The 13,754-nt window shown below is 56.7% G+C and carries 9 protein-coding genes and 2 pseudogenes; 1 reads left to right on the top strand and 10 read right to left on the bottom strand.

The features are described 5' to 3' along the window. Positions 1-715: 715 nt before the first annotated feature. From EN990_RS03640 to EN990_RS03680, 9 genes and pseudogenes are all read right to left on the bottom strand, one after another. Positions 716-2,122: an aminotransferase gene (locus EN990_RS03640; protein ID WP_063169303.1), complete on the bottom strand. Its 1,407-nt coding sequence runs from the start codon at positions 2,120-2,122 to the stop codon at positions 716-718. Between the two features lie 190 nt (positions 2,123-2,312). After that, a pseudogene (locus tag EN990_RS35945) lies at positions 2,313-2,733 on the bottom strand (transposase); the annotation flags it as partial. A 483-nt stretch (positions 2,734-3,216) separates the two neighbouring features. Continuing rightward, a complete protein-coding gene (locus EN990_RS03645; protein WP_063169304.1) occupies positions 3,217-3,723 on the bottom strand; it encodes a TIR domain-containing protein in 507 nt (168 codons plus the stop codon). A gap of 9 nt (positions 3,724-3,732) precedes the next feature. Beyond that, positions 3,733-4,593: a DUF4231 domain-containing protein gene (locus EN990_RS03650; RefSeq protein WP_063169305.1), complete on the bottom strand. Its 861-nt coding sequence runs from the start codon at positions 4,591-4,593 to the stop codon at positions 3,733-3,735. A 1,402-nt stretch (positions 4,594-5,995) separates the two neighbouring features. Then, the gene (locus EN990_RS03660) at positions 5,996-6,493 is read right to left on the bottom strand and encodes an Lrp/AsnC family transcriptional regulator (protein ID WP_063169306.1); all 498 of its coding nucleotides are present in this window, start codon (positions 6,491-6,493) and stop codon (positions 5,996-5,998) included. A 493-nt stretch (positions 6,494-6,986) separates the two neighbouring features. Then, entirely contained in the window at positions 6,987-8,510 is a 1,524-nt protein-coding gene (locus EN990_RS03665; RefSeq protein ID WP_063169307.1) for a fumarate hydratase, read from the bottom strand. 27 nt (positions 8,511-8,537) lie between these two features. Continuing rightward, positions 8,538-9,971 (bottom strand): NAD-dependent succinate-semialdehyde dehydrogenase, encoded by a 1,434-nt coding sequence (locus EN990_RS03670; RefSeq protein ID WP_063170369.1) that lies wholly within the window; start codon positions 9,969-9,971, stop codon positions 8,538-8,540. Between the two features lie 193 nt (positions 9,972-10,164). Further along, a complete protein-coding gene (locus EN990_RS03675) occupies positions 10,165-11,091 on the bottom strand; it encodes a LysR family transcriptional regulator (protein WP_063169308.1) in 927 nt (308 codons plus the stop codon). Positions 11,092-11,258: 167 nt separating this feature from the next. Further along, positions 11,259-11,660, bottom strand: a complete 402-nt coding sequence (locus tag EN990_RS03680; RefSeq protein WP_063169309.1) for a hypothetical protein — start codon at positions 11,658-11,660, stop codon at positions 11,259-11,261. Positions 11,661-13,145: 1,485 nt separating this feature from the next. Here EN990_RS03680 and EN990_RS03685 point away from each other — a divergent pair. Then, a complete protein-coding gene (locus EN990_RS03685; protein ID WP_063169310.1) occupies positions 13,146-13,493 on the top strand; it encodes a transposase in 348 nt (115 codons plus the stop codon). A 48-nt stretch (positions 13,494-13,541) separates the two neighbouring features. Here EN990_RS03685 and EN990_RS35950 read toward each other — a convergent pair. Beyond that, positions 13,542-13,678, bottom strand: a pseudogene (locus tag EN990_RS35950) (IS3 family transposase); the annotation flags it as partial. Positions 13,679-13,754 lie beyond the last annotated feature (76 nt).

Raw genomic sequence — 13,754 nt, forward strand, 5'->3', positions numbered from 1 at the left:
TCACCCGATGGGCGTCTGGCAGACGCCTCATGATCTCAACAGCTCAATCAGAGAATCTCCATGCATTAAATCATGACCGCCCCTGCACCGACCAAATCAGGAGAAATCATCCTGCGCTGACCAAAAGCCATCATTGACCCCAGCTTTTGCAGGAATTTGGGTCGGCATTAGCATAACAATTCGGATAGCCGCTCATCCCCCACCCGGGGCGCCGTGATCCGCAAAGAAGTGTTGCGATGCTTTCTTTTCTTTGATAGGCAAATCGTCTCAACAATATTAAAATGCCTTTCCTTGTGAACGGGGTGGCGTGTGAGTATCGTCCTTCTATATACCTGACGTGATAAAATTCACCGCAATGATTATGGCCCGCTGCAATGATGTAAAGGGCACGTCTAAGCTCAATCTGCATCGGAACGTGCAGATGACCTTTACCAGACCCTCGATCCCGCACGGGCCATAATGATACTGATTACGTGGGTCAAAAAGGGCGCCCTGCCGGCGGGGAGGTACACCCGCAGGGCGCGCCGCACAGAGGTCCTGGTCGTTGGGCAACAGGACAGCGGCGGCAGAACTGATTCGGTTACAAATCGTGACTGAAATAGCCCGGAGCATGCTCAAGATCAGATATCTGGAATTCAACAGTTTTGGGTCTGCTCGGCGCAGTAGCGCGCAGGGACATGCCTGCCTCCGGACTCGCTCCTTCGCGATCGCAAAATCATACGGCACCCTCGGCCTTCAGCGCGCGATAGGTGGTATCGACCGACTTTACCGTCGCGTCGACAATGATGTCGATCTCTTTTCGGGTAATGATCAGGGGGGGGGCATAACCGAGGATGTCGCCATGCGGCATGGCCCGTCCGATGACACCATTCTCAAACAGAGCAGCTGCAGTGCGCACCCCGACCTGAAGGTCGGGTTCGAATGGTATCCTTTGTTTTGGGTCCCGCATCATCTCTACGGCCGACAGGATACCCACTCCGCGAACTTCACCAACGATGGGATGTCCCGCCAGCTCGGCCTTCATCCGGTCTTGCCAATACGGTCCAACATCGCGGACATGCTCCAGAATATTTTTTTCTTTAAGCAGTCGAATATTGGCGAGCGCGGCTGCGGCACAAAGCGTGTGCCCCGAATATGTCCAGCCGTGGCCGAGTGCGCCGTGCTTCTCAGTTCCTTGTTCCAAAACCGACCAGACACGGTCGCCAATGATTGACCCGGAGATGGGGAGGTAGGCGGAACTCAAACCCTTTGCGATGGTCACGAAATCCGGACGCATGTTATACAGGTGGGAACCGAACTTCTCGCCGGTTCGCGCGAAGCCACAGACCACTTCATCCGCGATTAGAAGGATATCGTATTTGTCGAGCACCGCTTGAATGGACGTCCAGTACCCTTTGGGGGGCGGCACAATACCTCCTGTCCCAAGTACCGGCTCTCCGATAAAAGCTGCAACCGTTTCCGGTCCTTCGGCCAGGATCAAGGCTTCAAGCTCATCGGCACAGCGCCGGGAGAACGCTTCCTCGCTCTCCTCGACACGCGCCTGGCGGTAATAGTGCGGCGTGGTTGTATGGCGCACCAAATCCAGAGGCAGGTCGAAGAAATTGTGAAAGAAGGGAAGGCCAGTTAGGCTACCCGTGACCAATCCAGACCCGTGATAGCCGCGATTTCGCGAGATGATCTTTTTCTTTTCGGGCCGGCCAAGAATGTTATTATAGTACCAGACCAGCTTGATGTTGGTTTCGTTGGCATCGGAACCGGAGAGGCCGAAATAGACCCTTCGCATGTTCTGACCGAAATACTCGACCACGGCCTCTGCCAACAGGGCGACCGGCTCCGTACCTTGGCTGGCATAGACGTGCGCGAACGGCAATTCGTGTGCTTGCCTGGCAATGGCCTCGGCGATCTCCGTGCATCCATATCCCATGTTGACGCAGTAGAGTCCTCCGAAACCGTCGAGGCTCCTTCGGCCTTCGGTGTCCCAGATATAGACGCCTTCCGCACCGGCCATAATCCTATTTGGCGTTTCGCCTCGGCTGTGCTTGGCCAGATGCGTAGAAGGATGGAAGACGAAGCTTCTATCCTTCTCCCGGAGTTGCTCGGTTCCCAGATTGCTCAAGCGCATGTCCCTCTCCTCGCGATAAATTGGCGGAGGGCACTCGGCCAGCCACCTGTTTAGCAAATAGCATACCGGAAACGTCCCTTGAGTTTCTCGGGAATGCAGGTTATTCGCCGTGAAATTCGCGGGATCGGCCCGAATTGCCGTGAAAACTAAGGCGTCACCTTCGCCTTAGCCGAGGGTCGGGGGCGCGTCCTGCAAACACGAACAGCTTACGACGCGCATGCGCCCAGCATAGTGCCCGATTAGCGGGCGATATTGACGGATGAATAGCGCTCGGGACGCTGTTCCCGCCGGCCGCGCGAGGCACGATAGAGCGCCGGCGGCCATGTTCCGCCGAACTGCCGGTCATCCCTTACATTCTGACGGTCCGGATCGGTCTTGCCCTTCCCAAGGGTGGTAATGAGGTGATCAGGGGCAAAGCACATTCGCCTCGATCAGCAGGCAGCGGGTTCCGTGCCGCGGCACAGGCTCCAACCTGGTTGGCCAGCGCTGAGAGGCTGAGGTCGTGCCCTCGCGCATATTGATAGCTTTGGCGGTGCGGCGGCTGGTGCTCGGCAGACTTCTCGAAGGAGCATAGCCAGAAGGTTCGGCCCGGCAAAGACGCGCGGCGAGAGCTCCTTGCCATTGACATCTTGATTCGCAGCCGACCAGCGCCGCCAAGTTCTATCGTCAGCGTGTTGCCTTTCTTGCGATCGCAAATTCGTGGTTGCTGCGCAGGGCGAGCCGAGCTGCGGCTCGCAGGAGGGGGCGAGCCGACAGAATTGCGCGGCCTGAAAAGCTGCCTCCATCAATGCTGGCCGCTCGTGCAGTCTCGAAACGCTGGATCAAGCCTCAAACATCGAACAGCCGCTCCTTTTCCTCGCGAAACCAGCGCCCTCGCGCGACATGATCTTGTCTGACGATCCGACGCTTCGAGCGGGGCTCCTCTAATAGGTTGCACATGACCTGCAGCTTTCAGCCAAACTCAGCAAATCGGACGTCGTGCTCTTCTTATCATCGCTCGGCAAGCTCGGAACACGCTGGCGGACGTTGCTAAGGCTAGTCGCCGCCAGCGGATGGCGAGGATGTTTGGGCGGCTAAGTGCTTTTAGGTGGCGATTATAAGCCGAGATCGCGATAGGTGCTTTCGCCATAGCTCCTGGCGCCATCGCCACGCTGAGCGTTTGAAAGCCGATGAAATTCGCTCGGCCAATTGGCTAGCGCGTGCTTGATGGCCTTCATCTTGAACGGCACGTGCACAACACATTTGTCCCTGATGATAGGCGGACAGCTCACATCTTGTTGCCGCGAGCCGTTAAGGTTTGCTGCGATTATCGGCAGACCTAGATCAAGAGCCAATTCCATTTCCCAGCGCACGAAGCGAAAAAGGTTTTTCGTCTTCTCACCGATCAGGACAAGTACCTGGCTCGATCCATTCATTCTGTTGCGAAGATTGCGTTTAACATAATCTTCGTCCTGTGCTCGGCTCGTCATATTGTCCAGATCGTGAGCGTTCGCGAATTCAAAACTCACATTCTCGCTGGCGTTCCACCCTTTCATAAAGCGGTATGCCCAAGCGTCTTCATCGCCGTCAAATATTACATAGGTCGGATCGCTGTATGCCATTGTTGTCTCTTAGTTGTTTTGACGAGCAACCCACTGGGTGTGCTCCCGTGAGAAAGCCAGTTCGGCTTCGTTCACCGCGGCGGAGAATGCCTCATCCGAGTTGGCGTCCGTAATAAGGTCGGCAGTCAAGCCGATCTCGTGAGCTGTCAACGTGTAAGCCGATGCCAATTCGTTAAATTTCTTGATCTGGGTCCACCCAATAAGGGAGGCGGCGATGACAATTAGCGGCTCGGTCGGCCAGCCTGGCATCGCGGGGTCAGCGATGCGTACTACGATGAACGAGAATCCCAGAGCGTATGCAAAAATACCAAGGCCCATCCAGACTTTCGCGGACCTCTTGTTCGAGCGCGCCTTCTTCTCGTACCACTTCCGTTGGTCGCAGATTCGTCTCTGCAGATATAGGTCTTTTCTTTCTTTTAGCGGGGAGTCCCTTATCGACATCATCTGGTCGGTTGTTTGGGGGGATGCTGAATCGGTGCCGCTCAACGCGCTACCAAGGTGACGATTGCTATCAAGGATACCTTCCATGAGCTTTCGAAAATCAGCTCTGGCGTCAGCGGCGCGCGCGTCATCGAACGGCTGTGCTCGCATCGCGAAGCGCCAAGTCAATGTCTTCACCGACTCTGCCAGAGCTCGAGCCTGATACCAGACCTGCTCGGGCTTTGTGACCGACCGGAAAATGAGGACTCCCATTGAGCAAAGAAATACCGCAGCATAGACACCGAAATAGGCTTTTGATGGCGACAAGTCCAAAGAGAGCACCGACGCTAAAAAAAGAAGAACGTACTCTGCCCGGATCAGGCGCAGAAACGTCGCCTGCTGCTCGTTGGATGCCACGTCGGCGCTATTATAGAGTCCAGGATATTTCATTTTTGAAGCACACCAGTCTATTTTGTGGCGGTAAATTCTTTAAGCCAGGATTTGGCAAACGTGAGGTTAGCAGTCGAGCTTACAGAGCCTATTCTTGAGCGAGGCGCGGTCCCTCTGTTCATAAACAGGAATGCAGGTCCTGTCCCATCAATGTAAGGGTATAGGCCCAAAAATTCTTGCCCGGAGAATGTTTCCGAAGAATTTTTTGCCACGGGCAGAACCGCTACCGCGGTCCGAAACCCATCGAAAAAGCCAAGCTCCCAAGGCATCCATCTGGATCCTGGAGAATTGTTTGAATGCACATAGATTAGCGTCTTTGACTGCCTCATACGGGTCCGCAGCAACTCGGCGGTGGCCGAGGAGACTTTTGTGCGGTCCAGTTGTGAATCTTCGACCCAATCTACGTAAGCAGTGAACCCAAGCTCCTCGAAAATTCGCTTCACACCGAGAACGATCTCTGCGTCCTTGAAAGAATGTGACAGAAAAACGTCGAATGACGATCTGGCTGTAGCTGCGGCCGTCTCTTCCTTTAGAACGATCGATGCGGCTCTATGTCCTCGACTGGCATTCGCAACTCTTTTCAGCTCTGCCTCGGTCAGTAGCACTATTCAAATCCCCCCATGATCTGTTCGCAATCTATGAACTTGACGCCCATTCGATTAAGCGACCCTTGTCTTGTGAAAACTGGCACCATGCTCTCCAGCCGGTAGCGCAACCTCCACCTTCTCAAAGACCACGTCGGGTGGCAGGAGTGACCGGCCTTGTCACCCACCTACGCGATCCCGGCACAGCCATGCTCCTCGCTTAGAAGGCTGCGGAGACCAGCAATGTCAAACAGGACAGACGATCTCCTAATCTCGAACAGCAACGAACTTAGGACGTAAAAACGCGATCTCCGAATGTCCGCAGGCGTCGAGGGCCGGGTTGGTCGCCAAGGCCGAGCGGGCCAGCTTGCACTCCCGCTACCCGTCGGCTTGCCAAACCCTCGCTGTAGATTTCGCCCCCTACACGGATGCGCTGACCGCGACTAAGCTCAATCGCCACTGATCGCCAATCCAGGGCGAAAGTTCCCCCCTTGAAGTAGCGGTAGAGGCATTTTTCGGCACTTCGCATCTTAGATATGGACGCCTCCTCAACCAGGCACGATCCGGTTTGGCTTCTCGCCGTAACCGTGCTGGGCAAGTGCGTCCGATGGCTGCTTCGATCCTCTCCTGGAATAGATCGGTTCCAGATTGCTCAAGCGCATCGTCCTTGCTCGCGATCAACTGGCGGATAGCGCTCGGCCACCTTTTTCCAGCAATTAGTATACCGCAAATGTCCCTTGAGTTTCGTCGGAATGGGTGCCTTTTGCCGACGAATCTACGGGATCCGTGCCAAACGCCGTTGAAACTTAGCTTTTGGGTTACCGTTGCCTCAGGGCGGACAAAGGTATCGGTGAATTGGACTTCACTGGTTTCGTGACGACAAGGCTATAGTATTGATCAATCCCCAAGCCTGCCTGCAGCAGTCCCTCCATGAAATCCTGATAGGCGGCCATAGAACGAGATGCGACCCGCATCAGATAATCCACGCGCCCCCCAATTGCCCAGCAGTCCAGGATTTCCGGAATGTCTTGGATAGCAGTTTCGAAGTGTCGTTGGTCCTCAAGACGATGACGATCCAGCACGACCTCCACCATCACAAAGATCATGCCGCCGATGAGGGCAGGACTCAGCCGCGCATAAAATCCCTCAATAATCCCCGCGGCCTTGAGTGCTCGGAGCCGCTCCGAACAGGCGGACGCCGAAAGATGAACTCGTTTTGCAAGCTCACTTTTTGAAATCCGACCGTCTGCCTGAATTTCGGAGAGGATCCGCAGGTCCCAACTGTCGAGTTGCACGGGATCGGGTTTCGACTTCATAACCTATGCTCTCAGCGATGACATCGCGTTGTGTGCCGATCAATTCTATCATCAATTGAAACGAGCGAATGTAGCAGTGGAAGGCATCCGTTCCAGGCCCGAGATGTGCCAGAATGGGGTACGAAAATCAGCTGAGGGTGAGCGATCCGCTGAGAAAAGCTGCAGAAGTAATTTGGCTATCGCCCCAACGCCCAACGGGGCAATGGTGCAGCTGGAGAGAATAGTCGGCGGCGGCGGAGACCATGATAAATAGATAACCGATTTTCTTGAATCTCGCTGCCGTACTTGATAGACGCGCGACTGCATTCGACCCTCGATCGCATGGACGGCATACTCAATGCAGTATTCACTCGCACATTCAACTATTAGGGTGAATTGAAGGCCTTGCTTGGCCGGCTCGCCGAGGCGCAGGGCACCGCAAATGCCGCTCGTCTTATGGCTTGCCCGATAATTTGGCGCTCGGGTCTGGCCGAAATCGCCCAACCGGAAAGACTCAAACACCGATGTTGCGTGCGATGCTGTCGGCTGCCATACGCTTACGCCACTCAAGAGGCCCGGAATTGTGAATGGAGTTTCCCTCAACATCGACAGCCATGACGACGGGCATGTCCTGCACATCGAATTCATAGATGGCTTCCATGCCCAGGTCTTCAAAGGCGACAATCCGCGCCGCCTTAATCGACTTTGAAATCAGGTACGCAGCGCCACCCACTGCAGCAAGGTATGGCGTTCTGTGTCTTACAATCGACGCGATGGCCGCCGGTCCCCTCTCCGCTTTGCCCACCATCGCGAAAAGGCCGGTTTCGGCGAGCACCTTGTCCGTAAAATCGTCCAAGCGGCTGGAGGTTGTTGGACCGGCGGGTCCAACGACTTCATTCCTCACTGCCCGGACGGGACCGACGTAGTAGATCACGCGGCCCCTCAGATCGACTGGGAGCGGCTTGCCGGCATCAATCAGTTCGACCATTCGTTTGTGGGCAGCGTCACGGCCCGTCAGCATCTTTCCAGAAAGCAGGAGCGTTTCACCGCAGCGCCACGATGCCGTCTCTTCCTTCGTAAGCGTATCTAAATTGACCCGCCGGACGCCGGCTGGGTTCAATTCGTCGGCTCCGATGTCGGGCCATTCGCGCAAATCGGGCGGCTGGAGGCTGATGGGTCCAGAGCCGTCCAAAGTAAACTTCAGGTGCCGGTTGGCGGCGCATTGCGGGATGAGCGCCACAGGCTTGGACGCTGCATGAGTAGGATAGGTCGCAACCTTGACGTCAACGACTGTCGTCAGACCACCAAGGCCTTGGGCGCCGATACCAAGCGCGTTGATCCGCTCATAAAGCTCAATCCGCAGCCCCTCTTCTGCGCTTGACGCCCCCCTTGCGATCAGTTCCGCCATATCTATGGGCTCGTTCATGGCCTCCTTGGCCAGCAGCATCGCCTTTTCAGCGCTACCACCGATGCCGACAGAGATCAGTCCAGGTGGACACCACCCGCTGCCAAGGGTCGAAACGGTATTGACCACCCAGTCGGAAACGGAGGCGGTGGGATTGAGGGTGGTAAAACGTGCCTTGTTCTCCGACCCGCCGCCTTTCGCGGCGATGGTGATCTCAATCTGGTTACCTTGCACCAGGTCGACATGGACAACTGCCGGTGTGTTGTCGCGGGTGTTGACCCGTCTAGCGAGGGGATCCGCAACGATCGATGCCCGAAGGGGATTGTCCGGATCGAGATAGGCTTGACGTACGCCCTCATTCACAAGATCCGCGAAACTGGCTGTTGACTTAATGCGGGCATCCATGCCGACCTTTGCGAAGACAACCACAAGTCCGGTGTCCTGACAAATCGGGCGCCGCCCAAAGGCCGCCATGCGGGAGTTCAGCAGAATCTGACCTATGGCATTCTTCGCCGACGGGCTCTGTTCTCGCGTGTATGCGTGAGAAAGAGACCGGATATAATCTGGAGGATGATAGTACGAGATGTACTGAAGGGCGTCGGCGACGCTCCTTGTGATGTCGCTACCGGCCATGGTCCGTGTTCTGTTTCCCACCGGATTTTATCCAAATGAACCGAGGCCATTGACCATTTTCAGAATCTGGAAGCTTCGCACCCCCTGCTCGCCGCCTTCATATCCATAGCCGCTTTGTTTGACTCCTCCATAAGGGGCATCAGCGGAAACCCCTTTCAGGTAATTCACACTAACAGCGCCCGCAGAAAGACCGCCCACAAGCCTCTGTTGCGTATCGGCCGCGCCAGTAAACAAGTAGGCGGCCAGACCGTACTCCGTGGCGTTGGCTTCATCGATCGCCTCTTCGATCGTATCGAAAGGAGCCACGGTGAGAATTGGTCCGAACGGCTCTTCATGAAGCACTCTCGCTTCCTTCGGTACGCCAGTCAGGATGGTTGGCGGCCAGTAAAACCCCGGTCGGTCAAGGGGGATGCCACCGGTCTCGATTTGGGCGCCGCCCTCTACCGCATCTTTGGTCAGGCGTTGCATGGCCTCGATTCGCCGCGCGTTTGCCATGGGACCCATCTGCGTTGCAGGGTCATCCGGTGGACCGATCCTGATTTTTCGGACCGCCTCCGTCATCCGGAACAGGAATTCCTCATAGCGGGATCGGGCGACAAGAATCCTGCTGGGCGCATTACAACTCTGGCCCGCGCACTCGAATTTGTATTCCGAAATAGCCGGTATCGCCGTTGCCAGGTCGGCATCTTCGCACACAATAACCGGGGAATGTCCACCGAGCTCAAGGATGCAGCGCTGCAGATTATTCGCGGCCAGTGTGGCCAGCTGTTTCCCAACAGCGGTCGACCCCGTGAACGTCAAGACTTTGACAATTGGCGAACTGAGCAGATGCCGTGATATATGCACAGGAACACCGAACACCAGGTTGACCACGCCTTCCGGTATCCCTGCTTGACGCAAAGATTCCACGACATGGACAGCCACGCTTGGCGTCTCTTCGGCCCCTTTGAGGATCACCGGGCAGCCTGCCGCCAGCGCGGGGGCGAGCTTGCGGGCGATGAGAACGGCTGGATAGTTCCACGGCGTAAAGGCAGCGACGACACCGAGGGCCTCCGGGACGATCATCCTGTTCGGACCCAACGGAATCGGGGTCGACAACTCATCGGCATGCCGGCCATTCCATTCCAGCGTTTCGACTGCGCGCGCGTACTCTCCTGTTGCTTCGGCAATCGTCTTTCCCTGTTCGGACGACAGGTCCCTGGCTGCGGCGCCAGCTTTCTCAGCCAGATTGCTGGCGGCAGAGACGAGGATCTCGCCACGCTCTTTGGCGGGGCGTGAGGACCACGCCTTGCGGCTGCGTTCTGCCGAAGCAAGAGCTTCATCCAAGTCTGGAACCGTAGCCGAGGCCACTGAGGCAAATACCTTCTCCGTCGCCGGGTTGATCACCGGCAAAGTGGCTCGGCTACCACCGGCTCGCCATTTGCCATTAATGAAGAGCTCGTAGCTCCTGGCGTGGGACATCGCGGGCTCCACTTGTGATTCTGGCCATGCGAGCGCCGTTTCAATTTTCGAAGCCGCTGAGCTCGCTTGAGCCAGTTTCATCGCGATGGTCGCAGCGGGTCAAATATCGATTAGTGCCTAAATCCATCTGGAATCCAGATCGATCTGTTCCGACAGGAAGGAAGTCATGCCGTTGTTTACAGATCGATGGTTCTCAGGTCGCGTCAGGAGCCGATGCTACCCAGCCCCGGCTCTCAATCAATTCTCTGGCGACCTTCGGAATGAGCTTGCGGACCGCAGAAACGGCCGCAGAACGCTCATCTTTGGGATTTACAGCAAGCACCACGGAGCGGGTAATTACCGGATCGACTATCTTGACCGTCCGGACCAGCCCTTGAGAGGCTTCTTTCTGAACGGCAGACGGGGCGAGAATAGAATGCGCTTTTCCCTCTACGACCATGTTGATGATCGTTGAGAGCGAGTCCACTTCAAACTTGACGTCCATCGCGCAACCGTGTTGTGCGACGACATCAGCCACCGAACGCCTGACATTGTTGTTGCGCATGGGAACCGCCAGGGGGAATGCATGCAGGTCGGCCAGAGATATCGCATCTTCAAACGGTGGCTCGCCGGACGGAACCACCAGACAAAGGTCTTCGCGCGCTAGCACAGTCATTCGCCCCACACTGTCCGCAGTGCGGTACAGAACCGCCAGATTGAAGCGTCCAGCCGCCATCCATTCCTCTAGCGGTCCCGTCATACCCTCGACCATCTTGAGGGACACCTTGGGCAGTTCGTGTCTTACCGTCTCAAGCAGCGGACCGCTCAGGACGCGAGCAGCTCCAGACGGAATGCCAATAGTCACCTCCCCGGCGGGGGAAGCGGCTGTGTTGGTCAATTCCACCTCGGTAATTCGAATTTCTTTGAGAATCGCCCGCGCCCGCTCCAGGAGTTTGGCTCCTGACGCCGTCACGCTCACGCCGGTCCTGTCGCGTATCAGCAGCTGAGTGCCGAAGCCTTCCTCCAATTGGCGCACATGCAGACTCAGCGCACTCTGGGCGACATTCAGAAAGCCAGCGGCCTTCGTGAAACTGCCTGCTTCGACCACGCCAACAAAGTATCTTAACTGCCTGATTTCCACGGGTACTCTTCCGAGGGCGGACTGCAATGATGTAATCTATCTCGAAATGTGATGGCGCGACAGCAATAATTGCAGAGCGACATGACGCCTAACTGTCGTGTCATCTCAGTGTGGTTTGACCAAAACCGTAACCTATGTGTCCAGAATGGACCCAACCCGCCGAGGCTTCAACCGGCCAACTCGGCGCCCTGATCCATGGAGATGATTTCTCGGACCCTTCGAATAACCGGTAGATCGACCATCTTCCCGTCCAATGTGAACGCGCCTTTGCCTTGCGCCGTCGCATCTTTTTCGCCGCGAGGACACGACGGGTCCCTCGAGTTCTTGTGCGCTTGGTGAAAAGCCCCATCGATGTTTAAATGGATCGCCTGCGGCCCCACGAAGTTATCATTGTCTAAGAATCGCCGATGCTTCCTATCGAGCCGAGACTGCCGCATGGGGAACAGAACGGAAAGGTTCGGCGTCAAAAGCAGGTCGAGTTCTGGGGCACCGCCAACAGCTGCACTGAAGTCTTCAGTACCAAGCGCCATTGCAACCAGCGGCGCTAACAAGATGGGAAAGGAGGTCATTGCTATTGCCGCTGGCGGACTTCGGCCGGCCACCCCATTTCCTCTTCCGAGAGGTGAATTGTCCAACCAACCCTGCTGACTAATGACGAGCATGATCGTATCGTCAACGTGTCACAGAATTGCTTGCAAGCTCACGGCCTCAGCTGGGCCAACGAACATTGAACTCCGTGGACGAAGCCTGGACCCGTCGTCATCCAAGTCAATCCGCGCCTCGATGAGGGGACAGATCCTCAATTGGTTCAGCTGGCTTGCAGTATTGCACCTAGCAGTCACGGCGAGGACTGGGATTTGCGAAGAAGGCATTCTCGCAGTGCGGCCGTACGGTACCTCATTCCTGGCACACTGGATTAGATCGCTGGCGACATTAAGATCAGGTGTGACCGAGGTGAAATTTTATGTCGAAAACCTGAAGGCAGGGCGTCAGGCAGGGCGATTACAGAGATCCTATCGGACATGTCATCGCAGTTTCATCCACCATTGCTCGACCGAGGCGACACTCATCGTCCCATCAACCTAATCCATTGGTCGATCACGCCGTTCACGACCCTTGGCGAAGAAGGAATCAGCAGCCCCTAGGCTCAATTGGAAAGCGGGGCGGGGTCCATACGTATCTTCGTTTCCGGGCACCTCATGCTAATGAAGCCGCGACAACAGGTTGGTTATGCACCCAGGTGCTGGCCAATCCGGCTTGACTGGAAAGTTTCATACCCAGGCCTGGCACAGGCGAGCGTGATGCCGCTCTCGCTATGTTGGACCGCAGACGCCGCGACGGCGCATCGACTGGCGCTGGCGAAGCCTAGGACGCGCCAGTCAAGGACCTGCAAAGAGCAAGATCACGCCGCGCGTTGCCTTCAACGCCCATTTGAGCAGAAAGCAACAAGCCTCGCGTATAGCGATCGATGACCGCACGAAGCGCCATCCGGGCTATGATCTCAGTCAGCACTGCCCTAAGGGGTCAGAGGAGGGTTCGGTCAGTCAAGACCTCAGACGGCATGGCCAAGGTCAAGCTGCGAGGATGTGCCACCGCGGGCGCGGCATAACTTGGCGGGCTACAATTTGGTTCGCTTGCCCAGGCTGCTGGCAGCGCCGGTAGTCGGCCGCGCCGGACTGGCACCTACGTCTGGTCCATGAACGGTTGCTTTAGCAAAACCGAAGTCCTCGCCAAAACTCTTCGCCGACGTGCGACGACCGCGCCGGTGCTCGTTCCGGGGTCGGCAAGACGAAGACAGGCCTACTCTGGATTTATGCCCGCGATGACTGATTAGGGAGGGAGCGGACCGCCGGGCGTCTTATGTCTATGCGCCGGACCGAAAAGGCCCAGCGTGCGATCGCTCATCTCGCAGGCTCTCTACCGGAACTTGCAGGTCGACGGCTATAGCGGGCCATCGCTTGCTGGCCGACGAAAAGCGGCTTCACGCTCGCCTTCTGCCATGCCGCGCCCGATCGAGGCGCTAAGAAGGATCCGCGAACTCTAAAAGATCGAGGATGACATCCGTAGCCGAGGCCAACGAGGCCTTGCTGCACGCAGGCAAAAAGTGCTCAACCATCACGGCACTGGACCCAGGGCGGCTAGAGAAGCTCGGCCAAATCAGTCAGAAGACCAAGCTCACAGCGGCGATCCCCTACACGCTCTCGCGCTGGGAAGCGCCTCTCGCGCATCCTGGACGAGGCCATATCAAGATCGACAGCAACGTGGTCGAACGCTCAATCATACGCAACTCTTTTTGCAGCTCCGGCGGTGGCGCTGAGCACTGGTCAGTCATCGTGTCGCTGGGTGATCGCCGGGATTGGCCGGATAGCCTGAAGCTAAGGCCGTCGAGCCAGACCCTCTGACCTGCCACTGAACTTTCAACCAGTGGCGATTAGCCTCGGCCGTTTCTGTTATGGCGCGGTTTGAGCAACGGGCGGAGGCGCGAAGCCTTCATTGAGTGCAGCGTCGGAGCCGGTTGCGGCGAGGGTTCCGGCGAAGACCGCCGGGGTCAAATAGCGAGCGAGGAATGCGGCCTCACGGTGTTGAACAACACCAGGAAAGAACACCCACAGGACCGAGGAACGCAAGTTTCTTTATCCGTGGCATCCTTGGGCCGGGCGTTG

It is taken from the genome of Mesorhizobium sp. M7A.F.Ca.US.005.03.1.1 (assembly GCF_003997975.1).
Taxonomy (GTDB): domain Bacteria; phylum Pseudomonadota; class Alphaproteobacteria; order Rhizobiales; family Rhizobiaceae; genus Mesorhizobium; species Mesorhizobium ciceri.